This window comes from Lentzea albidocapillata subsp. violacea, assembly GCF_900100275.1.
Taxonomy (GTDB): domain Bacteria; phylum Actinomycetota; class Actinomycetes; order Mycobacteriales; family Pseudonocardiaceae; genus Lentzea; species Lentzea violacea.
The window spans coordinates 22,293-47,588 of sequence record NZ_FNET01000004.1 but is presented as its reverse complement, the minus strand read 5'-3'; the positions used below and the strand labels follow the sequence as shown (position 1 = coordinate 47,588).

Annotated in this window: 20 protein-coding genes; 11 read left to right on the top strand and 9 right to left on the bottom strand. The window is 71.8% G+C overall.

The annotated features are described in order from the left end of the window. The first annotated feature begins 131 nt into the window (after positions 1–131). Genes eccCa through BLR21_RS10670 form a run of 3 tightly spaced genes read left to right on the top strand, consistent with a single transcriptional unit; the run spans position 132 to position 5,649 of the window. Positions 132–4,076, top strand: coding sequence for a type VII secretion protein EccCa (eccCa, locus tag BLR21_RS10680; protein WP_090005683.1), 3,945 nt, complete (start codon positions 132–134; stop codon positions 4,074–4,076). Between the two features lie 5 nt (positions 4,077–4,081). After that, positions 4,082–4,399 carry a hypothetical protein gene (locus tag BLR21_RS10675; protein ID WP_143027679.1) on the top strand — a complete coding sequence of 106 codons (318 nt, stop codon included), beginning with the start codon at positions 4,082–4,084 and terminating at the stop codon, positions 4,397–4,399. A gap of 5 nt (positions 4,400–4,404) precedes the next feature. Further along, positions 4,405–5,649, top strand: coding sequence for a hypothetical protein (locus tag BLR21_RS10670; protein ID WP_090005681.1), 1,245 nt, complete (start codon positions 4,405–4,407; stop codon positions 5,647–5,649). A gap of 54 nt (positions 5,650–5,703) precedes the next feature. Here the strand turns inward: BLR21_RS10670 and BLR21_RS10665 are convergent, their stop codons facing one another. The 7 genes from BLR21_RS10665 to BLR21_RS10635 all read right to left on the bottom strand — a co-directional run bounded on the left by BLR21_RS10665 (position 5,704) and on the right by BLR21_RS10635 (position 11,445). Then, the gene (locus BLR21_RS10665; RefSeq protein ID WP_090005680.1) at positions 5,704–6,669 is read right to left on the bottom strand and encodes a WXG100-like domain-containing protein; all 966 of its coding nucleotides are present in this window, start codon (positions 6,667–6,669) and stop codon (positions 5,704–5,706) included. Further along, complete coding sequence (locus BLR21_RS10660; protein ID WP_090005679.1) at positions 6,656–6,988, bottom strand: type VII secretion target; 333 nt, start codon at positions 6,986–6,988, stop codon at positions 6,656–6,658. The genes BLR21_RS10665 and BLR21_RS10660 overlap by 14 nt, the downstream gene beginning before the upstream one ends. Further along, positions 6,985–7,287 carry a YbaB/EbfC family nucleoid-associated protein gene (locus tag BLR21_RS10655; protein WP_176929575.1) on the bottom strand — a complete coding sequence of 101 codons (303 nt, stop codon included), beginning with the start codon at positions 7,285–7,287 and terminating at the stop codon, positions 6,985–6,987. Before BLR21_RS10655 ends, BLR21_RS10660 begins: the two co-directional genes overlap by 4 nt. Before the next feature lie 173 nt (positions 7,288–7,460). Continuing rightward, positions 7,461–8,105 (bottom strand): winged helix-turn-helix domain-containing protein, encoded by a 645-nt coding sequence (locus tag BLR21_RS10650; RefSeq protein ID WP_090005677.1) that lies wholly within the window; start codon positions 8,103–8,105, stop codon positions 7,461–7,463. A 94-nt stretch (positions 8,106–8,199) separates the two neighbouring features. Beyond that, entirely contained in the window at positions 8,200–8,838 is a 639-nt protein-coding gene (locus BLR21_RS10645) for a helix-turn-helix transcriptional regulator (RefSeq protein WP_256334614.1), read from the bottom strand. Beyond that, positions 8,835–9,779, bottom strand: a complete 945-nt coding sequence (locus BLR21_RS10640) for a hypothetical protein (protein WP_090005676.1) — start codon at positions 9,777–9,779, stop codon at positions 8,835–8,837. Before BLR21_RS10640 ends, BLR21_RS10645 begins: the two co-directional genes overlap by 4 nt. A 10-nt stretch (positions 9,780–9,789) precedes the next feature. Further along, positions 9,790–11,445 carry an AfsR/SARP family transcriptional regulator gene (locus BLR21_RS10635; RefSeq protein ID WP_090005675.1) on the bottom strand — a complete coding sequence of 552 codons (1,656 nt, stop codon included), beginning with the start codon at positions 11,443–11,445 and terminating at the stop codon, positions 9,790–9,792. Between the two features lie 85 nt (positions 11,446–11,530). On the opposite strand from BLR21_RS10635, the gene BLR21_RS10630 reads away from it, so the two are divergent. The 6 genes from BLR21_RS10630 to BLR21_RS10605 all read left to right on the top strand — a co-directional run bounded on the left by BLR21_RS10630 (position 11,531) and on the right by BLR21_RS10605 (position 19,604). Further along, the gene (locus BLR21_RS10630; protein WP_176929574.1) at positions 11,531–12,223 is read left to right on the top strand and encodes a response regulator transcription factor; all 693 of its coding nucleotides are present in this window, start codon (positions 11,531–11,533) and stop codon (positions 12,221–12,223) included. Beyond that, a complete protein-coding gene (locus tag BLR21_RS10625) occupies positions 12,220–13,473 on the top strand; it encodes a sensor histidine kinase (protein WP_090005674.1) in 1,254 nt (417 codons plus the stop codon). Before BLR21_RS10630 ends, BLR21_RS10625 begins: the two co-directional genes overlap by 4 nt. 50 nt (positions 13,474–13,523) lie before the next feature. After that, entirely contained in the window at positions 13,524–15,374 is a 1,851-nt protein-coding gene (locus BLR21_RS10620; protein WP_256334613.1) for a fibronectin type III domain-containing protein, read from the top strand. Next, on the top strand, positions 15,371–16,330 hold the full coding sequence (locus BLR21_RS10615) for an AAA family ATPase (protein WP_256334612.1): 960 nt from the start codon (positions 15,371–15,373) through the stop codon (positions 16,328–16,330). The genes BLR21_RS10620 and BLR21_RS10615 overlap by 4 nt, the downstream gene beginning before the upstream one ends. Before the next feature lie 3 nt (positions 16,331–16,333). Further along, positions 16,334–17,455, top strand: a complete 1,122-nt coding sequence (locus BLR21_RS10610) for a DUF58 domain-containing protein (protein WP_090005673.1) — start codon at positions 16,334–16,336, stop codon at positions 17,453–17,455. Between the two features lie 70 nt (positions 17,456–17,525). After that, complete coding sequence (locus BLR21_RS10605) at positions 17,526–19,604, top strand: transglutaminase TgpA family protein (RefSeq protein WP_143027678.1); 2,079 nt, start codon at positions 17,526–17,528, stop codon at positions 19,602–19,604. A 10-nt stretch (positions 19,605–19,614) separates the two neighbouring features. Here the strand turns inward: BLR21_RS10605 and BLR21_RS10600 are convergent, their stop codons facing one another. Continuing rightward, positions 19,615–20,925 carry a serine/threonine-protein kinase gene (locus BLR21_RS10600; protein WP_090005671.1) on the bottom strand — a complete coding sequence of 437 codons (1,311 nt, stop codon included), beginning with the start codon at positions 20,923–20,925 and terminating at the stop codon, positions 19,615–19,617. Between the two features lie 147 nt (positions 20,926–21,072). On the opposite strand from BLR21_RS10600, the gene eccD reads away from it, so the two are divergent. Further along, on the top strand, positions 21,073–22,404 hold the full coding sequence (gene eccD, locus BLR21_RS10595) for a type VII secretion integral membrane protein EccD (RefSeq protein WP_090005670.1): 1,332 nt from the start codon (positions 21,073–21,075) through the stop codon (positions 22,402–22,404). Between the two features lies 1 nt (position 22,405). Then, a complete protein-coding gene (gene eccB, locus BLR21_RS10590; RefSeq protein WP_090005669.1) occupies positions 22,406–23,827 on the top strand; it encodes a type VII secretion protein EccB in 1,422 nt (473 codons plus the stop codon). Positions 23,828–23,971: 144 nt separating this feature from the next. Here the strand turns inward: eccB and mycP are convergent, their stop codons facing one another. Then, on the bottom strand, positions 23,972–25,231 hold the full coding sequence (gene mycP, locus BLR21_RS10585) for a type VII secretion-associated serine protease mycosin (protein ID WP_338061039.1): 1,260 nt from the start codon (positions 25,229–25,231) through the stop codon (positions 23,972–23,974). Positions 25,232–25,296: the final 65 nt, after the last annotated feature.

Genomic DNA, 25,296 nt, shown 5'->3' with positions numbered 1-25,296 from the left:
GGACGGACAAGGCGAACCTAGGTGTGGGGGAACGCCTTCCGGGCCGCGGCGGCACCTTCCTGCCATCGGCGGTCCCGCGGACGTCCACTCGGTCAGGATCACCCTCGCAGTCGTAAGCGAGGAGGCTGATCTTGGCGACCGTGATGGTGAAGAGGCCGGCGCGCAGGCCGCCGCCGGAGATGCCGTCGGGTGAGGTGGTGCTCGAGGCGCCGCCGGAGATCCCGGCTCCCTCCGGGCGCCAGTGGACGCACCTGATGAGCATGCTGCCGATGATCGCGGTCATGGCGGCGATACTGATCATGTTCTCCGGCGGCATCGCCGGTGGTCTGCGCATCGCGGTGTTCGGGCTGTTCGCCGTGGCCATGCTCGGCATGGCCGTGATGGCGTTCGTCAACGGTGCCGGGCCCGGCAAGCGGGAGATGGGGCAGGCACGGCGTCAGTACCTGCGCAGGCTGGCGCAGCACCGGGTCCGTCTGCTCAGGACAGTCCGCAGGCAGCGGGTCGCGTTGTACTACCTGCATCCCGACCCGGAGGCGCTGCAGTCGGTGGTCGCCGGCTCCCGGTTGTGGGAACGCAGGCCCGAGGACGGCGATTTCGCCGTCACGCGGGTCGGGGTCGGCCCGCAGAGCCCGGCCACGACGCTCGTCGCACCGGACACCCTGCCGCTCGAACAGCTGGAACCTTTGTCCGCGTTGGCCTTGCGCCGGTTCATCACCACCTACGGCGAGATCCCCGACCTGCCGCTCGCTGTCGCTGTCACCGGCTTCGGTCACATCCACGTCCGCGGAGACCGGTCGGGGACGGCCGGTCTCGTGCGGTCGATGCTCGCTCAGCTCGCCGCCCTGCACGCCCCGGACGACCTGCGCGTCGCGGTGTGCGTGGACGCGGAGGCGCGGGCGCACTGGGAGTGGGTCAAGTGGTTGCCGCACGCGCTGCATCCGCACAGGACCGATGCGCTGGGACCGGTGCGGCTCGTGGCGTCGTCCGTCGCGGGAATCGAGGCGATGCTGGAGGACCTGCTCGCGCAGCGTCCCCGGTTCGACCCGGCCGCGCCGCGCGGTGCGCGCCCCCATCTGGTGGTGGTGCTCGACGGCGGCCGGATCACGGGCTCGGCGCACCTGATGGCCGGCCTGGGTGTCGAGGGCGTGACGATCATCGATCTCACCACCGCACCGCCACGTGCACTCGACCGCGCCGCCCTGGTCTTCGACGTCGCCGCCGGCGGACGTCTCACCGCGACGACGATCGAGGGCGAGACCGAGCTCGGCCGGGCCGACACGATCGACCTGGTGACCGTCGAAGGTCTCGCCCGTCAGCTCGCGCCGTTGCGGCTCACCACGGCCACCAGGGCCGAGCAGCCGCTGCACGAGCTCGGCCTCGCCGAACTGCTCGACCTGGGCGATCCCTACGCGTTCGACCCTGCGCGGTGGTGGGGCCGGCGGCCGGGCCGCGACCGGCTCCGCGTCATGTTCGGCATGCAGCCGGACGGTTCGCCGATCGAGCTTGATCTCAAGGAGTCCGCGCAGGACGGCATGGGCCCGCACGGCCTGCTCATCGGCGCGACCGGGTCGGGCAAGAGCGAGCTGTTGCGGACGCTGGTCCTCACGCTCGCGCTCACCCACCCGCCGAACTCGCTCAACTTCGCGCTGGTCGACTTCAAGGGCGGTGCCACGTTCAACCGCCTCGACAAGCTTCCGCACACCAGCGCCGTCATCACGAACCTCAAGGACGAACTGCCGCTGGTCGACCGGATGACCGACGCGATCAGCGGTGAGCTCATCCGGCGGCAGGAACTGCTGCGCGCGAGTGGGAACTTCTCGTCCCTGCACGAGTACGAGAAAGCGCGTGCCGCCGGCGCGCCGCTACCCGAGGTCCCGACGCTGCTGGTCATCTGCGACGAGTTCAGCGAGCTGCTGACCGCCAAGCCGGACTTCATCGACATGTTCGTCCAAATAGGACGCGTAGGCCGGGCCCTCGGCGTGCATCTGCTGCTGGCCAGCCAGCGGCTGGAGGAAGGCAGGCTGCGCGGTCTCGACGTGCACCTGTCGTTCCGGCTCGCGCTGAAGACGTTCTCCGCGATGGAGAGCCGCACCGTCCTCGGTGTCAACGACGCCTACGAGCTTCCGCGCGCGCCGGGACACGGGTTCCTCAAGTTCGGCACCGAACCGTTGATGCGCTTTCGCTCCGCGTACGTCTCGGGTGTGTACCGCCGGGCCGCCTCGACTCCTGGAGCGGTCCGGCCGCACGCACCGGACTTCCATGAGTACTCGACCTCCTACGTCGCCGCGCCGGTCCCGGTCGAAGAGGAGAACCCGGTGGCCGCCGAGGACGACGCCGTCGGGGAAAGCCTGCTCGACGTCCTGGTCGACCGGCTGGAGGGCAGGGGGACGCCCGCGCATCAGGTGTGGCTGCCTCCGCTGTCCGCACCGCCGTCGCTCGACGGCCTGCTGGGTCCGCTCGGTGAGGACCCGGCGCGCGGCCTGTGCGCGACATCGCCTGAGCACAACGGAAAGCTGCGCGCGGTGGCGGGCATCGTCGACCGGCCGTTCGACCAGCGGCGCGACCCGCTGGTCTTCGACTTCTCCTCGGCCGCGGGCCACTTCGTCGTGATGGGCGCGCCCCGCAGCGGCAGGAGCACGGCGCTGCGGACCGTGATCATGAGCCTCGCGGTGACGCACACGCCGAGGGAGACCCAGTTCTACTGCATCGACTTCGGTGGTGGCTCCCTCGCCGCACTGCGCGGCCTGCCGCACGTCGGCGGGGTGGCCGGACGGCAGCACCCCGCGGCCGTGCGGCGCACGGTGGCCGAGGTGATGACCGTGCTGACCGAGCGGGAACGCAGGTTCGCCGACCACGAGATCGACGGCGTCGCGGCCTACCGCGAGGCCCGCGCACGCGGGGAGTTCGCCGATGACCCGTTCGGCGACGTGTTCCTGGTGATCGACGGCTGGCCGACGCTGCGCAAGGAGTTCGACGACCTCGAGGACAGGGTGTCCGACATCGCCGCGCGCGGGCTGGCCTACGGCGTGCACGTGTTCGTGGCGTGCTCGCGCTGGTTCGACCTGCGCCCGGCGATCAGGGATCTGTTCGGCAGCAAGGTGGAGCTGCGCCTCGGTGACCCGATCGACACCACAGTGGACAAAGCGGCGGCGCTCACCGTGCCGCTGGACTCTCCTGGGCGTGGCGTCACGGCGTCGAAGCACCAGTCGCTCATGGCGCTGCCCCGTGCGGACGGGGTGGAGGCGGACACCGGCCTGTCCCAGGCATCCGCCGCTCTCGTGGCCGCCATCGCGCGGGCCTGGCGGGGGGAGCGGGCACCGTCCGTGCGCCTGCTGCCGCCGGCCGTGCCGTACCCGGACCTGCCGGCGCAGGACAACGATCTCCAGCTCACCATCGGCATCGCCGAGCACGACCTGCGACCCGTCCGCATCGACTTCGCGGCCGATCCGCACTTCCTGCTGCTGGGCGACGCCGAATCCGGTAAAACGGCGTTCCTGCGCATGCTGGCGCGGCGGATCGTCGACAGCTACGCGCCCAGCGAGGCGCGCATCCTGATGATCGACCACCGCCGCGGCCTGCTCGGGGAGGTGAACTCGGACCACCTCATCGGCTACGGCACGGACCTCGCCGGCACGAAACGGCTGATCGGCGAGGCCGCGCGCGGGATGGCCGAACGCCTGCCGGGCACGGACGTCACACCCGAGCAGCTGCGCGCACGGAGCTGGTGGCGCGGACCGGAGCTGTTCGTGCTGGTCGACGACCACGACATGGTGGCCACCCCGCACGACGACCCGTTCGCCCCGCTGATGGAGTACCTGCCGCAGGGCCGTGACATCGGGTTGCACGTCGTGCTGGCCCGCCGCACCGGTGGCGCGGGCCGCGCCCTGTTCGCCCCCTTCCTGTCCCGGCTGCGTGACGTCGGTTCCCCCGGCCTCCTGCTGTCCGGTGACAAGGACGAAGGACCGCTGCTCGGCGGGCTCAAACCCGAACCGCTGCCCGCCGGCCGGGGCCGGTTCGTCACCCGCAAGCACGCGCCGCAGCTGGTGCAGCTCGCCTGGCTGCCCCCAACCGGATGATCGGAGTGTCCACAATGGATGGTGCCCACCTCGAACCGCGAGCGGCCGACGACTTCGTCGCGCAGCTCACCCCGCCGAAGGGTGACGCCCTCGCGGGCTGGCAGCCGAGGCCGTGCGGCGGCGGTGTGCCGGAGTGTGCGGCCTTCACCACGACCGAGACCGCCGCGCGTGACGCGATGACGAAGTCCCTCGCCGACCTGACGCAGATCTTCGAGGCGTTCAAACAGGTCGCGACCGCGTGCCGGAACGACTACATGAACACCGACGTGGCGAGGGCCGACCAGATCGCCCGTGCCCGCGACCACATCTCCGGGAAGGGATGACAGCCGTGGACATCGAGCAGATGAAAGCGATGGCCGAGGCCGAGCGAGAGCACGTCGACCGGCTCCAGGTGAGCGTCGAAGCCTGGCAGAAGTACCTGACCGTGCTGAGCGAAGCCGATGCCAGCTTGCAGAACGCGGCGACGCACACCAGTACGGGGTGGACGGACAGCGCCGGAGAACTGTTCGACGCCAAGACGAAGGAGTGCTCGGCTGCCATCACGGCGCGCCGGGACGCGGTCGTCCGGTCGAACGTGCAGAACGTGCTCTCCACGCTGATGGGCGTGATCGAGCGGGAGTACAACGCCGTCATGGCGGCCTACGACGCCTACAAGGCCGCGGAGAAGATCCTCGACGTCCCCGGCATGGAGAAGGCACTGCAGGACGCGGCCGCCGCGTTGCGCAGGATGGGCGCGGAGTTCCACAAGGCCGAACACGCCGTGCAGCAGGCGGTTACGCCGAGGGGGCAGTCACCGGCAGGCAGCCCGGCGATGTCCGGTGCGGCTCCGTCCAGCGCGACCGCATCGGGCGCTTCACCCTCCGGCGCTTCACCCTCCGGTGGGTCTCCGAGCGGTGCCGCTCCCGCGGCTGCTGGGAGCGGTGCGCCCGCAGGAGCCGCTCCTGCTCCCGCCGGCGCGGGAACCGGCCCGGCGCCGTCGCTGGCAGGCGCCGCCGCGCCCGCCCCGGCGCCGCCCGTGGCCCCGGTCAAGCCGATCGTGCCGTCGCTTCAGCCGGTGAGCCCGCTGCCGCCGATCGCACCGATCGCCTCGGCCGCGCCCAGGCTCGGTGGTGTGTCGCCGGTCGGCACGGGGCCGAGCCCGGTCAAGGCCGTGCCCGGTCAGGTCGCGATCCCCAAGGCCGCGGGCACCGTGGCCCAGGCGGCGGCTGTTCCCCCGGTGGGCACGCCTCCGCAGCTACCGGCGGCCGCGGGTCCGAGGGCCACCGGCGGGCAGAGCCCCGGCATGGCCGCCGTTCCCCCGATGGCGCACGGGATGGCGGGTGGAGCGAGCTGCACCGGTGCCGCGCCGAAGCCCGGCGACGCGGAGAAGCCGGTGCGGCGCACGGCGAAGCCACCCCGCGCAGTTCCCGGTGTGCCGCCGGAACTGCGTGGCAGGGCGGGGAAGCTGGACGGCAGGCAGTCGTTCCTCTTTCCGGCGGCCCGTCCCGTCACCCGTGACTCGGACGACAAGAGCGTCCAGCTGGTCGACGAGGACCTGTGGCACGTCGGCGACACCAAACCGCACCACCTCTGAAAGCACCTCGGCCCCAGTGCGGAACCGCACTGGGGCCGAAGTGTTTGCGCGGTGTCATGGACTGGCGCGCCGCGCCTTGAGGAACTCGTAGATGACTTCGCCCGTCTGTTCGGTGTTCTTCACGGCGCTGCCATACCCGGCGACCGCCGCCTCGGTCTCCCGGTCGTGGCCGGCCAGTTCCATCGCCGCCGGCGCCTGCATGGCGAGGTCGAAGGCGCCGAGGACGATGTCCTTGCCCTTGGGCGCGAGCTGGGTGAGGTCACCGGCGGCGTTGACGACGGTGCTCACGGTCTTCACCCCGGGGAGGATGCCGGCGGCGTCGCCGGCCACCCCGACCCAGTCGTCCCCGTAGCTGCCCTTGGCGATCATGTCGGCGGCGTGCGTCGCGAACGCGACTCCTCCCGCGAACAACGCGACCGGAGCGGCGACGGGTGCCAGCACCGGAATCAGCGCCAGCCCGCCCGCGACGGCGGACACCATGCCCGCGATGTCGCCCACCGTCTTCATCGTCGTGTCGGTGCCCGGCGCCTTCGCGGGCGGTGCCTGCAGGCCCTGCGCCTGACCTGCGACCAACGCTTTCAGGTCCTGGGCGACCTTCTGCGCGAACTCCTGCTGCCGTGCCACACCTGACGCGCCGTACATGGGATTGGCGTACTGCAGATAGGCGGGCAGGTTCATCTCGATGTTCTGCACGATGGCCGTTTTCACGTTGGTCAGCGCCGTGGCGTACCGGTCGGCCACCGCGGCCTGCTGCTCGCAGTCACGCTTCTGGCTTTCCAGCGTCACCACACCGTTGCCCAGCTGCTGACCCGTGGTCTGTCCACCCTGGTCGCGCCAGGCCTGCCGGGAGGCCTCGCGGGCATTGGCGAGCTCCGTACCCGCCAGGTGGGCCGTCTCGCCCGCCTTGCGCCAGTCCTCGGCGATCGCGGTGGCGTCGTCCTCGTTGTCCGGCGGCCAGATCGTGTTGTCGATCGCCTTGACGGCGGCCCACAGTTCGTTGCCCGGCTCAGCGACGGCCATCGGCCTCACCTGCCTGCCGCACCGCGTCACGTGCCCTGGTGTCGGCCGCGTCGTACTCCCGGGCGGACACGTGCATGCCGTCCGCGATGGCGCCGGCGCCCTGGACGAACTGGGTGGCCTTCTCGTTCAGGCTCTCGACTCCGGGGTTGAAGCCGGCGAGGAACGCCGCTCCCATCGGCCCCTGCCCGAGACCTCTGGTGCCCGCCGCGGTCGCGGATCTGAATCCACTGTGGAACGTGTCCGCCGCGCTGCGCACACCGGCCGCCGTGCCGATGACGGCATCGGGCTCCATGTCCGCGCCGTCGCCCGGGTTCGTCATTTCCGGATCTCCTTCCTGGTCAGCTCCAGCTGCCGCATCGTCAACCCGAACGCGCGGGCGTCGGCCGCGGCACGGCCGGACCGGTAGACACCGGTGATCGCCTCGGACAACGCCTTCGAGTCCGGGTGGCGGAAGAGCCGCGGGTCCAGTTCGAGGTCCAGCAGATCGCCCCGTGCGTTGACCGTCGCGACGATCAGGCCGTCGTCCGACTCCGCGACCTCCACGACCTCGGCGAGCTCGCGCTGGATGGCGCGAATCTCGGTCGCCAGCTGGTCGAACCGCACAGGTTCGTACGTCAATAGCACCCGTTGTGTTTCCACGCTGCCTCCCGCAAGCACCCAGTACCGGTCGATCTCAGCTTGCTGGGGTGGTGAGGCAGAACCGGCCCGATGACCGCTTCCGGCCAGAGGACCGCGGCAGTGCGGCGATCAGTCCACAGTGGAAGTCAGGCCCAAAAGGTCATGCCCAGAAGTCAGGCGCAGCGGTAACCGATGCCGCGCACGGTCTGCACCAGGGGAGGAGGGCCGATCTTCTGCCGCAGCGCTGTGATCACGACATCCAGCACGTTCGACGACGGCCGCACCTCGGCGTCCCATGCGGCCGCGATCAGGTCGTCGCGGCGCACCGGTTGCCCGGCCGCGGCCACCAGGCGTTCCAGCACCGTGAACTCCTTGACCGTCAGGCTCAGCGCCCGGCCTCCGCGGGTGGCGGTCCGCCTGGCGAGATCCAGCTCCACGTCGCCGTGGCGCAGCACCTGCCGTGGTGCGACCACGGTCAGGCGGCACAGACTGCGCACCCGTGCGATCAGCTCCGGCATGGCGAACGGTTTGACCAGGTAGTCGTCGCCGTAGGGCAGGCCTTCCACCGGGTTGTTGATCCCGGTCAGGAACAGCACCGCGGCGGCCCAGCCGTCCAGGCGGCGTTGCTTCACGTAGTGCAGCGCGTCCCCGGACGGCAGGACCCGGTCGAAGATCACGCAGTCGTAGGTGTTCACGAACAGCGCTTCGTCGGCCTCGGGCAGGTCGGTGGCGACATCGACGGCGAAACCCGCGGCGCGCAGTGAGGTTTCCACGGCGAAACGGATGTCCTCGTCGTCTTCGGTCATCAGAACGCGCACAATGATCGACGCTAGTGGCAAGCCCGCAGTCCCTGCCAGGTCTGTTTCGCGCCCAGTGGGGCACCTCACGGCGGCCCCGCCCGGACGCGGGACATCAGCTGGCGTGGTCGAGCAACCAGCCGCGGTCGGCCGCCTTGGCGCCTGCCTGGAACCGGCTGCGCGCGCCCAGCCGGTCCATGAGCTGGGAGACCGTGCGGCGGACGGTGCGCACGGAGATGTTGAGCCGCGCCGCGGCCGCCTCGTCGGTGCAGCCCGCGAACAGCAGCGTGAGCAGCTCGCGTTCCCGGTCCGTCACGTCCCCGGCGGACGCCACCGCGGCGGTGAACGGCACCGCGGTCTGCCAGATGCGCTCGAAGAGCTCGATTGTGGTCGTGACGACGCTGGCCAGCTCGAACGCGGCGACCGAGTCGCGGCGCCCGGCGGGCAGCACGGTCAGCGAGCGGTCGACGATCAGCGCGTCCAGCGGGACCTTCGGCATCGTCCGGATGTCCGCTCCGGCCAGCGCCAGCGCGCCCAGCCGGGCCGAGATGCCGTGCGCGGTGCGGGCGTGGTCGGGTACCAGGACCCGGTAGCGCACGCCCCGGCGCAGGTTGTCGTGGTCGGCCTGGTGGAACAGGACCGGACGGCCGGTCAGCGACCTGGCGATCATCACCTCGCTGGTGGCCGAGGCCAGCTTCGCTTCCACACCAACGGAAACCGGCGAGTCGGAGCGCACCAAGGACAGCGTGTTCACAATGATCCCCCTCCAATGGGCAAGGTGGCGGCGACCGCGCTCGCGTGCCGTCCGTCGAGTCGTTCCAGACGCACACCGCGGCGCGCGCAGACGTGCGAGAGTTCGGTGGCCGCGCTGGTGATCGCGGTGTGGGTGGTGGTCGCGATCCGGAGCACGGCACCGCCGTCGGGGCCGGTCGTCACGGCCGCGGTGAGCGCCACGCCCGGCGCGGCGTCGAGCAGTTCGCGCAGCAACGGCCACCTGGCGTCGCCCGTCCGGCCGAACCCGGCCAGCCGGAAACCGGACTGGACCACGGATCCCGCGCGCCAGAACGCCCAGCTCTCGTGCAGCAGTCCCCGGCCGGAACCGGTGTGGGTCAGCGCCACCACGGTCGAGCGAACGTCCTTTTCGGACAGCACGTCCACGCCCCTGAACCTGCGGCGCACCGTGTTCGTCAGCATCGCGAGCAGCACGTCGTCGTCGAACACCGCGCAGTCGCGTTGTGCGCGAATCGCCAGCCACCCGCGGGGAGCGCGATCCCGGACCGGGCCCGCGTGCAGCACGAGTCGTCCGGTCATGCCCTCGGCCTCGAACGACAGCAGGTCCGAGGTCAGGTCGGGGCGCAACACGACGGCCAGCCCGGAAGGCCCGCTGTGCAGGCCCGCCGAGCGGTCACCGAGCCCGGCGGTCAGCAGACGGCCCTCAGGGGCCAGCAGGTCGAACAACGCCTCCGGCTCGTGCTCCGGGCTGCCGACGTCGTGGGTCCGGCGGCGCAGCTGGTGTCCCAGCCGGGCGGCCAGCATCGTGGACAACCACTCGCCGCGCAGCCGGGCGACGCTGACCGCGAGCAGCACGACCGCCGCCGCGCCGAGCCCGGTGGCGACCGGCCACGGCAAGCCGGCGGCCAGCGCGCCGCAGACGAGCGCGATCTGGCAACCGACGAAGCGGAGTTCATTCGCCATCACGCACTCCTCAAGCGGCCAGGACGACGGCGGGGACCGCGCGCCTGGCCAGTTCGCGCACGAGCGGGTGGCTGCGGTAACGGCCGATCGCCGGCGCGTCCAGCAGGTGGTGGTCGACGAGTTCCTCCAGCAGTGCGCGGGCGTCCTGCTGGCCGACGCCGATGTGGTGCGCCGCCAGAGCACAGTCGAACTCCAGCGGCAGGCCGCCGATCGAGCGGAACGCCCGCTGGGCACCGGCATCGAGCAGGGGATGGGACGACATCAGCCCGTCCAGCAGCCGTCCCGGTTCGGCGCACCACGACGCCAGCGCGGCGACAGTCCACGACGGGCGGCTGAGGAACCGGGCCGCCGCGGCCAGCAGCGCGCTGGGCAGGCCGCCGCAGGCGCGCACGACAGCTGCGGGATCGGCTCCCACCCGGTGGCCGGCGGCTTGCCTCAGCAGTGCGGTGGACTCATTGCGGCCCAACGGTTCCAACGAGATCCGCGTCTCGCCGGGCAGGCGCCACCCACGGTGCCGCGTGGTGATCAGGACCGCGGTCTGCCCGTCGCCGGGCAACAGCGGCAGAACCTGCCGCGCGTCGCCCGCGTCGTCGAGCACGAGCAGCACCCGCCGCCCGGCGAGCTCCGACCGCCACAGCGCGGCCTGTTCGTCCACGTTCGCCGGCACGTCGGAGATCCCGAGACCGCGCAACATCCTGGCCAGCGCGTCCCTCACGGCGACCGCACCCGCGCGCAGGTTCACGAACAGTTGCCCGTCGGGGAAGTCATCGGTCAGCCGGTGTGCCGCGTGCACCGCGAGTGCGGTCTTGCCGACACCGCTCATCCCGTCGATCACCACGGGCGCACCATCCGGAAACCGCCGCAGGAGGGCGAGTTCCCGCGCCCTGCCGACGAAGGCCGGCACATCGCGGGGCATCTCCCGGCGGGGACGCGCCGCGCCGTCGGTGAGCGCGCCGGCCAGCTCGGGACCGGGCTCGACACCGAGCTCGTCGGCGAGCACCGCCCGCGCCTCACGGTAGGCGGCGACCGCCTCGCCACGCCTGCCCGCCGCGTTCAGCGTCCGCACCAGCAGCGCCCACGCGCCCTCGCGCAACGGGTCGTGCCTGGTCAGCTCGCGCAACGTGGCGATCGCCTCCGCGGGCCTGCCCGACGCGAGCCGCGCCCCGGCGAGGCTTTCCTCGAGGTCGTGGCGCAGGTCGTCGAGCCGGCCGGCGGCCGTGCACGCCTCGTCCAGCGCCAAGCCCTCGAACGGCCTGCCGCGCCACAACGCCAGCGCGTCCTCCAGCAGTCCGGCCGCCACCAGGTGGTCACCCGCCTCGATCGCGGCCCGCGCGTTCGCCGCCAGCTCTGCGGCCCGGTCGGAGTCGAGCTCGTCCCGGCCGACCCGCAGCCGGTACGCGCCGGGGCGGGCCTCGATGCGGTTCCCCTCGCCGAACGGCGGCAGTGTGCGCCGCAGCTGCGACACGTACGTCTTGAGGTTGGCCTTCGCCGCCGCGGGGACGGCATGTTCCTGCCACGTCGCGCTGATCAGCTCGTCGGTCCGCACCCAGGCATTAGGGTGCAGCAGAAGCACCCCGAGCACCGTCCCGGCCTTGCGGGTGCCGAGATCGACGACCGCGCCGGTGGAGGAGTGCGCCTCGAGTGGGCCGAGTACGTGGAAGATCATCGAGTTACGCCCCTTGCTGATGCCCCCGAAGGCGCGGCGATCGGTGTCACAGCGCCAACCATGTCCGTGACCACATGAGGTTTTGATGACACGACCGGCGGGAGTGGTCCTTCCGCGAGTGCTGCTCGTCGAGGACTACGAGGACACGCGCATCGCCCTTGTGGTGGAGCTGGAGGCCGCGGGCTTCGAGGTCGACGACGCGGAGGACATCGCGGGCGCGGACAGGGCGCTGAACAGCAACGACTACGACTGCGTCGTGTTCGACAGGCTGCTGCCCGACGGCGACTCGATCACGTACGTGCACCGCCGGCGCCGGGAGGGCTGGGCCACCCCCGTGCTGTTCCTGACCCAGTTGGACAGCGTCACCGACCGGGTGGCCGGTTTCGACCACGGGGGCGACGACTATGTGGTCAAGCCGTGCGACATGGCCGTGGTGACCGCCCGCGTCCAGGCGATGTGCCGCCGGGCGGGGCGCGCTCGCCCGTCCGTGCTGCGCCACGCCGACCTCGAGGTCGACTGCGCGCGCCGGGAGACGCGCCGGGGCGGGGTGCTGCTCATCCTCAGCCACAAGGAGTTCGCCGTCCTCGAGCACCTGATCTCGCGGGCGGGCACGACCGTGACGAGGTCGGAGCTGATCGAGCACTGCTGGGACACCAGCACCGATCCGATGTCCAACGTCGTCGACAAGGTCGTGAAACGGCTGCGGCAGAAGCTGCTCGAACCGGAGCTGATCCACACCGTGCGCGGCGTCGGTTTCCGGCTGGAGGCCCAGCGGTGACCACCGGGGCCGCGGCACGGCTGCGCGGGCTGAGGTGGCTGCTCACCGGGCTGTTCACGGCGTTGAACGCGGCAGGGTTGCTGCTGGTCGCGTGGCTCATGCTCGACCTGGACGAGCAGAAGGGGGAGCAGGCGCTCGACGCCGGCCTGAGCAGGGTGCCACCGCTGGTCGTGCGACAGCTCGAGTTCACCGACGGCAAACTCGACACGAGAGCGCTCTTCGGGGACTCGATCACGGTCGCGTGCCCGCAGTTCGCGGTGCTGCCCGCGGGCGGCGGGCAGTTCGAACCGTATCTGAGCGGTATGTCCTGTGTGGACGTTGATCTGGCTGTGCTGAGCGAACTGGCCGCCGACGCGGTGCGCGCGCGTGCGCCGCAGAGCGCCTATGTGCGTGCGGTGGACGGGAAACTCGTCCGTGTCTACGCGCAGCCGTTCACCAGCGCGAACGGGCCGTACGTCGGTGCCGTCGTCGCGCACGCCGACGCGCAGCTGGAGAAGGATCGGCGTGACCGGCGCGTGCTGCTCGTGGCGCTGGGTTGTGTGATCCTCATCGGCGCACTCGGCGGCACCGGTCACGTCCTCTCCGGACTCGCGATCAGACCTGCGGCCATCGCGCTGGACCAGCACGAGGAGATGCTCAACGGCGTCGCGCACGACCTGAGGAGGCCGGTCACCGGCCTGCGCGCGCTCGCGGACACGGCGATGCGCAATCCGGGGAGCATGGGCAAGGTGCTGCCGCGCATCATGCGGCTGTCCAAGCGGATGGGCGGAATCGTGGGCACGCAGCTGATGCACGCCAAGTTCGAGGCCGGCGTGCAGCAGCTCGCCATCCAGTCGGTGCAGCTCGACCAGCTCGTCTCCGCCGTCGTCGAGGACATTCCCGCGGAGGGCGCCCGCATCACCTTCACGGCCGTGCCGACGAGAGTGGACGCCGACCCGGACATGATCGGGCGCGCGGTCGAGAACCTGATCGGCAACGCCATCCAGCACGGCCACCTGCCGCACACCGACCCGGTCGTGCACGTGAGCGTGGGCAACGGCCGGGTCGTGGTCGCCGACGAGGGACCAGGGCTCGACCCGGTGGCCGCGCAACGAGCGCTCCAGCGGTTCAGCAGCAGCGGCGGGTCGACGGGACTGGGCCTCTACCTCGTGCAACGGATCGTGCACGCGCACGGCGGCACGCTCGGGATCTACCGGTCGGAGACCGGCGGGGCCATCTTCGAGATCGCGTTGCCCACCGGGTCGCGGTGAATGTACCGATCCCGAATGTTTCGTGTACCGACGTCGTTACTCTGTGTTCCGTGAGTGAACGGAAGCACTCCCGCTGGCCGCTGCTCGGCCTGGTGATCGCCGTCGTCGCGACCGTGACGCTGGCGCTGACCGGTGCCGCGAAACAGGTACCCGGCCTCGAGTTCATGCCGGCAGGGCACTGGATCGCGAACCTGGACCTCGGGCTGGCCGTCCACGTGGACGGTGCGACCAAGAAGTCCGACGCGCAGGTGTCCGTGCCCGGCCTCACCCCCGGCACCCAGGTCGTGCAGGACGAGACCCGCGGCTACGTCGTCGGCGAGGACGACGTGACGATCTTCGGCAAGTCGACGCTCTCCGTGGAGGCGACGGTGCCGGTGCCCGTCAAGGGCGAGCGGTCCGTGTCGATCGAGACCGCGGGCGGGGCCTACTCGGTCTTCCGGCAGAGCGGCCAGATCGTGCGCCTGGGCCTGGACCCGCAGGTCATGTCCGCGGGAGGCCCGGTCGGATCGCCGGTCGCCACCAGCGACGGCGCGGTGTGGGTGCACCGCACGGACTCCGGGACGATCTGCAGGGTGGCGCGCGGCGCGACCAGTCTCGACTGCCGCCCCATGGCGCCCGCCGGCCACTCCGGTGGCCTCACCGTCAGCGGCGACAGGGTCCTGTTCGTGGACACCACCGCCGACACGATGAGCGTGGTCGAGGCGAAAGGGCTCGGTGCCGCCGTCAAGCTCGGTGCCGACGTGCCGCCGGACGCCCGGATCGCTCCCGCCGACGCCGCCGGCAAGGTGGCGGTGCTCGACCCCTCCGCGAACCGCATCCACCTCGTGGAAGCCCGTGTCGACGAGAAGGGCGCGCTCGCCGAGCAGCGCCCGCCGGCGGCGACCGTGCAGCTCCCGCCTGGTGAGTACGACGGTCCGTCGGTCAGCGGTGAGTCCGTCGTGCTGCTCGACCACAAGAACAGCTCGGTGCGCACCTACGACAACCAGGGGCGTCCGAAGCACTCCATGCCGATTCCCCAGGAGAAGGGCAGGCCCGAGCTCGTTCGCGGCGAGGACGCGCGGGTGTACGTCGACGGCGGAGAGGGCAAGCACGTCGTGGTCGTGGACAAGGACGGTTCGCTGCAGCCGGTCCCCGTCATCGCCGCGAAGCCGGACGCGCCGAGGCAGCCGGTGCCGCCGCCCACCGAGCCCACCACGGACAAGCCCGCCGACAAACCGGCTGACCGGCCGGTGGCACCACCGAACACCGGCAGGCCGGTGCCGCCGCCCGCGCGTACCGACCCGCCGCGGACGCCACCGCCGCCGCAGACACCGCCACCGATCCCGGTGACCCCGCCCGGCATGCCGCAGAACCTCGCCATCGCCATCACGACCCAGCAGGTCGACGCGACCGTCACGTGGGGTGCCGCGCCCGCCAACGGCGCACCGGTGACCGCGTACCACGTCTCCTGGCAGAGCGATGGCGGCCGCTCCGGCTCGGCCTCGGTGCCCGGCACCACGCTCTCGTACGTCATCAACGGCATCTGGCAGGGCACCGACCACCCGTTCACGGTCACCGTGGTCGCGCAGAACAGCGCCGGCCGGGGAACGCCCGCGACGGCACGCCAGGTCCCGCCCCAGCGCGTCAAGAAGATCAGCCTCACCAAGGGCGCGCTCGCATCCCCATGCGCCGAGCCCAACTGCTATTGGATGCACGTCGTCATGACCGGGTTCGAGCCGCGGACCCGGTACAAGGTGGACCCGCACTCGACGGACTCCGATTACAAGAATCCCGGTCACAGCCTCACGACCGACGAGCAGGGCTCCGCAGTGCTCGACGCCTTCTACTACCACGGCGCCGGCCACACCGTGTGGGTCACGGCCGACGGGGTGTCCTCGAACCGCCTGGAATGGACGGAATGAACCAGATGCGTGCCGCCGCGGTGTTCTCGGCGATCTCCGACAACGTCCAGCTGGTGGTCAGGGGCAAGCCGGACGTCGTGCGGCTGGCGATCGTCGCCCTGCTCGCCGAGGGACACCTGCTTGTCGAGGACGTGCCGGGAGTGGGCAAGACGACCCTCGCGCGGTGCCTCGCGCGCAGCATCGGCGGAAGCTGGAGCCGCATCCAGTTCACCCCCGACCTGCTGCCCGGCGACATCACCGGCGTCACCGTCTACCACCAGAAGGAAGAGCAGTTCACCTTCCACCCCGGCGCGGTCTTCGCGAACGTCGTCGTGGCCGACGAGATCAACCGCGGCACGCCGAAGACCCAGTCGGCGATGCTCGAGGTGATGTCGGAACGCCAGGTCACCGTCGATGGGGTGGCGCACGAGGTGCCTGCGCCGTTCCTGGTGGTGGCGACGCAGAACCCGATCGAGATGGAGGGCACCTACCGGCTGCCGGAGGCGCAGCTCGACCGGTTCCTGCTGCGGCTGTCGGTGGGGTACCCGGACGTCGCCGACGAGGTGTCGATCATCATGAACAACTGCACCGGCATGACCGTCGACCGGCTGCAGCCGGTCGTCGAGATCGCCTCGCTGGTCGAGGCGATCAACGAGGTCCGCGGGCTGTTCATCGACGGGGCGATCTGCGAGTACGCGGCCCGCATCTGTGCGGCTACGCGGATCCACGCGTCAGTGCGGTTCGGTGCGAGCCCACGCGGCAGCATCGCTCTGGTGCGGGCAGGGCAGGCGCTGGCGGCCACCGTGGGTCGTTCGTTCGTCACCGTGGACGACATCAAGTACGTCGCGGTGCCCGCGCTCGCGCACCGGCTCGTGCTGACCGCGGAGGCCGAGCTGAAGCAGCGGTCCGCCGCGGACGTCGTGGCGGAGGTGCTCGCGACCACCCCGGCACCGACGATGAGCGCCGCGGGTCGCTAGGTCATGCGGCTGACCGTGCGGGGCACCGCTGTGCTGGTGGTGTCGCTGGGACTGGGCGCGGCCGGGTTCTGGGGCCGCTACCCGTTGTTCCTGCTGCTGGCGCTGGCGGGGTTGGTCGCGGTGGTGGCCGCGGTGCTCGTGACGTTCCGGCCGGTGAACGTCGAGGTGACGCGTGACGTGTACCCGGACCGCGTCGAGCGGGGTTCGCAGGCGCTGGGAAAACTGAAGGTGCGCAACAGCTCCGCGAAGTGGCAGCGCGGGTTCCTCGCCAGGGACACCGCCGGTGGGTTCCACCGCACGGTCCAGGCGCACGGCCTGGCACCGGGCGCCTCGCGGCCGTACGACTACCACCTGCCGACGCCCGTGCGGGGCAGGATGCCGGTCGGCCCGCTGAGGTTGTACCGCACCGATCCGTTCGGTCTGGCGCACAACAGCCTGACCGTCGGCGACACGGTGACGCTGTGGGTGCACCCGCGCTCACATCCCGCGCTGGCACGGACCGGCGGCTTCCCGCGCCACCACCACGAGGGCCGGTCGAACGAGCACCTGCGCGGCTCGCTCGACCTTCGTGAACTGCGGGAGTACCAGCCGGGCGACGAGATGCGCGACATCCACTGGAAGGCCACCGCGCGCACCGGCCGGTTGATGGTCAAGGAATCCGCCGACCCCGACCAGCCCCGGCTCACCGTCGTGCTGGACACCCGCGCGTCCGCGATGCCGGAGTTCGCTTTCGAGGAGGCGGTGGACGTCGCCGCCTCACTGCTGCGTGCCGCGGCGCTCGCCGGGCACCACGCCAGACTGCTGACGTCGGGTGGCACCGACGTCGCCACAGCCGGTGGGCCGCTGGCGGCACGGCAGTTGCTCGACCAGCTCTGCCTGACGCGGCAGAGCGACGGGGCGGGGACCCTGTTGTCGACCGTCCGGCACCAGGGTGGCTGCCTTGCCGTGGTGACGGCCGGGGGCGCGGACGTGTCGGAGCTTTCCGCGCTTCGCTCCCGCTACTCCTCGATCTTCCTGCTCGCCCTCACGCCGGACGGGAGCGCCGTTCCCGTGCCGGGTGCGCGAGTACTGGCCGCCGCTGACGCCGCCGCGGTGGTGGGGTTGTGGAACGAGGTGCGCACGTGAAGGAGCGGTTGCCCGTCGCGTTCGTTGTCCACGCCGCCGCGGTGGCGGGTCTGTGGAACGGGGTGCGCACGTGAAGGACCGGTTGCTCGTCGCGTTCGTCGTCCTCGCCGCTGCCGTGGCCGGGCTGTGTTTCGCGCCCGTTTTCGGTGTCGGCGCACTGCTCCCGGTCATCGCGGTCGTCGCCGTGGTGACCGGTGGCGCGGCACTGCTGTGCGGGTCGATCGTCGCGTGGCGCCCGCTCGTCGTCACGCTGGCCGGACTGCTGGCCGTCGTGGAGGTGCTGCTGTTCCCGACGACCGTCGCGGGGCTTCCCAGCGGCACGACGCTCGCCCAGCTCGCCGCGGGCGTCACCGACTCGTGGCAGTTCACCCTGCAGTCGACCTGGCCTGCGCGGCCCGACGCGCAGCTCATGCTGTTCGTGCCGCTGCTCGTGTTGCCGGCGTGCGTGTTCGGCCTGGAAGTCCTGCTGCGCCTGAAGAAACCGGTGCTCGCACTGGTTCCCAGCCTGCTGGTGGTCGTGCTGAGCCAGTTGTTCGGCGCGCTCACCGGACTTGCCGCCGTTGTGGCCGCGCTCTCGTACGTCGCCGTCGCCGCGGGGTTGTTCGTGGTGAGCCGTCCGGCGGACGAGCATCAGTCCGTGCAGGCGTTCCTGCCCGCGCCGCTCGTTGTCACCGCGGTCGTGGTCGTGATCGGCCTGCTCGTGCCGATGCCCGGTCCCGCCTACTCGCTCAAGCAGGACCAGCTCGTGCCGGTGTCCGCCAGGATGACCAGTCCGCTCGACGACGTCGCCTACCGGCGCGCGCATCCGGACGCTCCGGTGTTCAGCGTGCGGCCGGCGTGCGACGAGTGCGTGCCCGACCGGTGGCCGATCGTCGTGCTGGACACCTACGACGGCGTCACCTGGGCGGCCGGCAGCCGGTACCGCAGGCTCGGCACCGAGCTTCCACCGCCCGCACTCGACGTTCCGGTGACGCGCAGGGACGCGGTGATCAGCCTGCGGGAGACGGGGACGAGGTGGCTGCCGAGCCAGCCGTGGCCTGCCGCGGTGAGCGGAGCCGACCCGCTGGTGGAGGAAACCGAGGGCAGCCTGCTCGCACCGAGTCCACTGAGTACGGACGTCGGTTACCGGTTGAGCTGGTGGGCGCCTGAGGTCGATGGTTCGCTCGACGGATTCGCGACCGACCCCGCGCTGGGCGGCCTGAACGGCGTGGGCACGCCGCCGCCCGGTGTCGCCGAGCTTGCCACCGGGGCGGTCAAGGGAGTCCGTTCGAGCTTCACGTCGGCGTTGCAGCTCGAACGGTTCCTGCGGGAGCACTACCGGCGGGTGGACGGCGCGGGCGGGCAGAGCTGGCCGCAGCTACGCCGGTTCCTGCTGGACACCAAGGAAGGTACGAGCGAGCAGTTCGCCGCCGCGTACGTGGTGCTGGCGCGGATGCTCGGCATCCCGGCCCGTCTCGTCGTCGGATATCGCACCCCGGAGCGGAAGTCCGGCGGTGAGTACGTGGTCTACAACGACGATGCGCTGGTGTGGCCCGAGGTGGCGGTCAACGGCGTCGGCTGGGTGCCGCTGGACCCGGCCGGCGCGGCGACGCGCGGTGCCGGCAAGGACAACGGCCTGACCGCGGCGACGCAGGATGCGCGGGAGAAGCTGCCGGTCGATCCGCAGGACCCGCCGGTGGCACCGGGGCCGGCTCAGCAGGCCGCGCCGGAGGGGCAGCGCTCGCCGTTCCCCTTCGGCGCGACGCTGATCCCGGTCGCGGTGCTGCTGTTCGGCTGGCTCGCCGGGGTGCCGGCGGCCAAGTGGGTCAGAGCCCGCGGGCGACGGCGCGGGCCGGGAAGTGCCGCCGTGCACGGCGCTTGGCTGGAAGCACGCGATCGGTTGCGCGAGCACCGAGTGCCGCTCACGGTGGGCATGACCCCGATGGAGGTGGCAGCGGCCGCGGCCGTCGCGGGCCTGCCGGCCACCGCGGCCGGGATGCGCACACTCGCGTCCACAGTGGACTTCGCCATGTGGTCGGGCGCGACACCGGGCGCACAGGTCCGCGACGACGCCTGGGCCGCGGTGCGCGCGATCCGGCGCGGGTTGCGCACCCGTGGGTTGGCGGCCCGGCTGCGTGCCGCCGTAGATCCGCGCACGCTGAGGTCGTGAGAAGAAGACGTCAGAGCTTGCAGGTGGCGCCGCGCAACGCCTTCGGCTTGCTCTCGTAGACATGGGTGCCGTCGGTGCCCTGCAGGAGGAAGCAGTACTTGCGCGTCGGGTCCACGTCGACCTTCAGCGAGCGGTTCTGCTTGGCGAGCATGACCTTCGGCTGCTCGCCCTCCCCGGCGACCACCACGGCGAACTCCAGCTGTTCCGGACTCTGCCAGGAGAGGTCGACGTAGTTGACGTTGTCCACGGGGTCGACCAGCTGCAGCACGATCGCCTTCGCCGGTGTGGGTGGGACCGACTGCGTGGAGGCGGGCGCGTCGCCGCGCACCGCGGGATCGCTGCGCATCAGGAACACACCCAGCGCGACCACGACGAGCAGTCCGGCCGCGCCGCCGATCACCGGCAACGCGGGATGCTTCCCGCCGGTCGTGCCCGGTGCGGAGACCAGCACGGGGGTGCCACGCGGCATCGGCGGGCGGGGCGGGGCGCCGGAGAAGTCCGCGAAGTCGTCGAACTCGGCGGTGGACCGGCCGGGTGTGGCGAGCCTGCCGAGCCACGTCGCCACGTGGCGCATGCTGCCGGGGCGGATCGCCGGGTCCTTCGCGAGCAGTGCCCTCACCAGCTCGGCGAGTTCGTCGGGCAGGTCGGGGCGGTCCGGCCGGGGCACGGTCGAGCCGAGCACGCGGAGCTTGCGGTCGTCCGGGTGCTCACCGAGCCGCGCGGGATGCGGTGACAGGCCCGACAACGCCAGGTACAGCACGGCGCCGAGGCCGTAGAGGTCGGAGCGTTCGTCGGCGGTGCCGTGCTCCAGGGTCTCCGGTGCGAGGAAGTCGACCCCGTCGCCGCCCTCGTGCGGGAACACCCTGCGCAGCGTGACGCCGAAGTCCGCGAGCACGGGCTGACCCGACGGCCGGAACAGGACGTTTCCCGGCGTGACGCCACCGTGGACGATGCCGGCCTCGTGCGCCGCCGCGAGTGCCTCGGAGAGCGTCCTGCCGAGTGTGATCGCTTCCGCGATCGGCAGCGGACCTTCCTGCTCCACCACGTCGGTCAGCGACTGCGTGCACAGCTCCATCCGCAGCGCGGTGCGGTCGCCGAGGTCTTCCACTCCGTCGGGGACGAGCACGGACGCGTGGGCGCGCAGCGGCGCGAGGCTCGCGAGTTCCCGTTCGACCTCGGTACGGGTGCGACGCGGCAGCTTGGCCCGGAACACCTTGAGCGCGACGGCTTCCCCGGTGTCCACGCGGATTCCCGCGTAGACCGTCGCCATCGGCCCGGTGCCGCGCGGCACCAGGTCGCCGAAACCGTGATCAGTCCCCATCGCGGGCTCCATCCTAGAGAGGTCCTCCCGTGTGGCCGCTAGCTGCCGAACCGGTTCCATGCTGGTCGTCACCCGGTGATCGTAGGTAGGTGGATGGGCGGTCAAGCCCTCACGGCAGGAAGTGGCCTCTCGAAGGTTGAGGAAACAATGACGACAACGGGGCTGGTCAGGGTGACCATCGCCGCACCGGACCGGCGCATCGACATGGCGCTGCCGGAACGGTCGCCGCTGGCCGAGGTCGTGCCGGGCCTGCTCGCGCACGCGGGCGAGGGACTCGCCGACGCGGGCGTCGAGCACGGTGGCTGGATGTTGCGCCGCACCGACGGCGCGCGGCTGGATCTCGCGCTCTCTCTCGGCGCACACCGGGTTCGCGACGGTGAGGTGCTGCACCTCGTGCCTCGCAGGCTGGACTGGCCGGAGCTCGAGTACGACGACGTGGTCGACGCGATCGCGGCGGGTGCCTCGCGGACGGGTTCGCTGTGGGGGCCCGGCCACACCCGACGCGCCGGGCTCGCCGCGGGTGCCGCCGCTGTGCTGATCGCGCTCGTGGTGGCGGTGCGGGCAGGCCCGCCGTGGCTGCCGCTGGCCTTGGCCGTTGTGCTGCTCGCCGCGGGAACGGCGCTCGCCCGTGCGTTGGGTGATGCGGGAGCGGGTTCGGCGGTTGCCGCGCTGGCGTTGCCCTGTGCCGCGGCCGGCGGCGTCGTGCTGTGGAGTGGCATGGGCGCTCCGCAGATCCTGGCGGGCTGCGCCGCGCTCCTGCTCGCGGCCGTTCTCGGGCAGCTGGGCGTCGTCGACAGGGGAGCGCTGTTCACCGGCGCGGCCGTCGCCGGCCTGCTGGGGCTGACCGGAGCCTGGCTCACGACGACGGAGGCACTCGACGCGACCGGCGTCGCGGCCATCGGCGCCGGTGTGGCGCTCGTGTTCTCGCCGTTGTGCACCGGACTCTCGGTCAGGCTGAGTCGCGTGCCGATGCCGGTGCTGCCGCGCACTCCGGCGGATCTGGTGCGCGACGACCCACAGCCTCCGCGTCCCGTCGTGTACGCGGCGGTGCTGCGGGCGGACTCACTGCTGACCGGGCTGCTCTGCGGCATCGCGGGAACGGCCGTCGCCTGCGAGTTGCTGCTGGCGTTCGACGGTGATCTCTGGGCGCTGGTGTTGCTGGGCGTCGTGAGCCTCGGCTTGCTGCTGCGCGCCCGGCTGTACAAGGCGATCCGGCACCGCGCCCCGTTGCTGGCGGCTGGCGTGGCAGGGGTCGTCTGCGTCGCGTTCCGCCTGCCTATCGGGGTGTGGGTGGTGCCGGCCGTGCTGGTCGCGGGAACGCTCGCCGTGGTGGCGGGCCTCGTGTTCAGCAAGCGGGCGCCCACCGCGTTCCTCGGGCGCTACGCCGAGATCCTGGAGATGGTGCTGGTGCTGGCCACAGTGCCGGTGGTGTGCGCGGTGCTGGGCCTGTACGGGCTGCTGCGCGGGCTGGGAGGGTGACGTGGCGTCCAAACGCGACGAACTGCAGTCGCACCAGTTCCTGGTCCAGCGCGTCACATCCGCGTTGGTACGCAGGGAAACCGATCCGGAGCACCCACCGTTCCGCCCGCCGTCGATGGCCGCGTTCGGCAGCATCGCGATCGCCGTGCTCGTGCTCGCGGGCTTCTGGGTGTACGGCATGGTCGTGCCCGGCGGCAACAAGGCGTGGCGCGCCGGTGACGCCGTCATCGTAGAGAAGGAGACCGGCACCAGGTACGTCTACCTCGACGGGCGGCTGCACCCGGTGCTGAACTACACCTCCGCCCTGCTCGCGCTCGGCAAGCACGGCAATACCCGTTCGGTGTCCCGCAACTCGCTGGTCGGCGCGCCGCGCGGGCCGCGCATCGGCATCCAGGACGCTCCGGACGCACTCCCCGCGCCCGGTCGACTGATGAGTGGCGCGTGGTCCTTGTGCTCACGCTCCGCCTCCGACTCCACCGGCGCCACCGTGGACCGCTCGGTGCTGATGGTCGGCGCGGAACCACCGGACGGTCAGGTGCTCGGTGACGAGGCCCTGCTCGTGCAGACGCCGGACTCCGGGGACCACCACCTGATCTGGCGTGGCTACCGGCACCGCATCCGCCAGCCGGACACCGTGACCGTCGGCCTGGCGCTGCGCTCCGCACCACGCGCCCGGGTCGGCATGGCGGTGCTGGACGTACTGCCCGCAGGGGACACGATCGCGCCCATCACCGTGGCCGGCGCGGGCGAGCCTTCCACGGCGGTCGCGGCACGCAAGGACATCCGCGCGGGCCAGCTGCTGGTCGCCGAGACCTCCGCGGGCGTGCAGCACTACCTCGCCGAGACCGAGGTGCTGAGGCCGATCACCGAACTGCAGTACCACGTCCAGCTCGGCTTCAAGCCGACCGCGGCCGCCTACGGTGGCGGCGAACCGGTCCCGGTGCGGCTGAGCCTGCTGGACGCGGCCGAGGCACGTCAGCTGCCGGCACAGGACGCGGACCCCGGCGCGCCCCCACCGCTCCGGCCGGTCATCGCGGGGTCCGGCCGGGACACGGCCGCGATCTGCGCGACCTACGAGCCAGGAGTGGCCGTGCCCCGCGTGCGAATCGACCCCCGGATGCCCGCCGAGGACCCACTTTCCCTGACCGCGCGACGAACCACGCGCGGCACACCGCTCGCCGACCACGTGCGGGTCGCACCAGGCTTCGGTGCGCTGGTTGAGGTCATGCCCGGCGCGGACGCTCCGGCGGGGACGTTCGTGATCGTCACCGACCAGGGACGTGCGCATCCGCTGGAGAACGCGGATGTCGCGGAGTGGCTCGGGTATGGCGGGGTGAGGCCGGTGCGGGTGCCCGCCGCTCTGGTGGCTCGGTTGCCGCAGGGTAGCGGGCTCGGGCATCGCGCCGCGCTCAGCCGCGGGTGAGGGGTGCAGGGTGGCGCGGTTGGCGCGCTCAGCCGTGTGAGCTGGCCTGGGTGGTGAAGGTGGCGTGGTTGGCGCGGCGTGCTCAGCTGTGCATGAGGAAGCCGGATGCCGCAGAGCACACCAGGCTCAGCCGCCCCGCCACGTTCACCCGCGGGTGAACAGCGAGTCCTCGTCGGGCAGCTCGTCCCTGGCCGGCTCAGCGGAAACCGGATCCGCTCGCCGCGGCTGCCAGCCCTCCCGGCGGCCACGGCGCAGCACCAGCGCGAGCAGTAGTACCAGCGCGACCACACCGATCACCGTCGCGCCCGTGAAGCGGGTGTGCCAGGTCGTGCGGGACCACCAGGCCGCCACCCGGATCTGCTCGGGATCCTCCGGCGGGACGGCCACGTCCGGCAGCGTCGCGGGCGGCGCGGGGGACAGTCCCTCGGTCACCGCGCGGTACGGGTTCACCAGTCCCGCGCCGTAGGCGGTGCCCTCCCCGCCGGGCGCCGGGCTCGCCGTCGCCATGATCCGGTTCGCCACCTCGCCGGCGCTCAGCCCTGGCCACGCGGAACGCACCAGTGCCGCGGTGGCGGAGACGAACGCGGCCGCGAAGCTGGTGCCGTTCTGGTAGTGGTGGCCGCCAGCGCGGGTCGCCGCGGTCACGCCGACGCCCGGCGCGACGACGTCGACCTGCGCGCCGATCCGCGACGCGGGCATCCTCGTTCCGGCCGGATCGACCGCGCCGACGCCTAGCACCCCGTCGTATCCGGCGGGAAACGTTGCGGGGGCCGGGTTCTCGCCGTCCTGGGTGTTGCCGGCGGCGGCGATCACGAGCGCGTCCTTCGACTGCGCGTACGCGATCGCGTCCCGCACGTACTGGTTGTCCGTGCTGCCCGCGACCGACAGGTTGATCACCTTGGCTCCGTGGTCGGCCGCGTACCAGATGCCGCGGGCCAGTACGACCGGGTCGAGTGCCGACGGCGCGCCCTGTTCGGTGACATCGCGGTCCGTGACACGCACCGGCAGGATCTTCGCTTCCGGCGCGAGTCCGGCGAAACCGGTGCCGTCGACGGGATCCGCGGCGATGATGCTCGCGACGGCGGTGCCGTGTGAGACACAGTCGAAGCTGCCCGGCAGGTCACCGGCCAGGTAGAAGTCCTGTCCCGCCAGGACCTTGCCCGGCGCGCGCAGTTGCGGGTGGTCGGAGTCCACACCGGAGTCGACCACCGCGACCAGCACACCGGCGCCCTTGCTGTGCGGCCACACGGTTTTCGGCATCAGTGTGCGCTGCGCCCACGGCAGCTCGGTGATCGACTGCCTGGCCGGTGTCGGGTTGTGGCAGGCACCCGCCGGTGGCGCGGCCGCCGCTGGGGGGCACGCCATGGTCGTCGCGACGACGAGCGCGCCGATCCTCTTCATCATGGTGCGATCGTGGTTGCCACGACGAACCCGGTTGTGTGCTCTGGCAGGAAGAGGTCAGTGCGGCG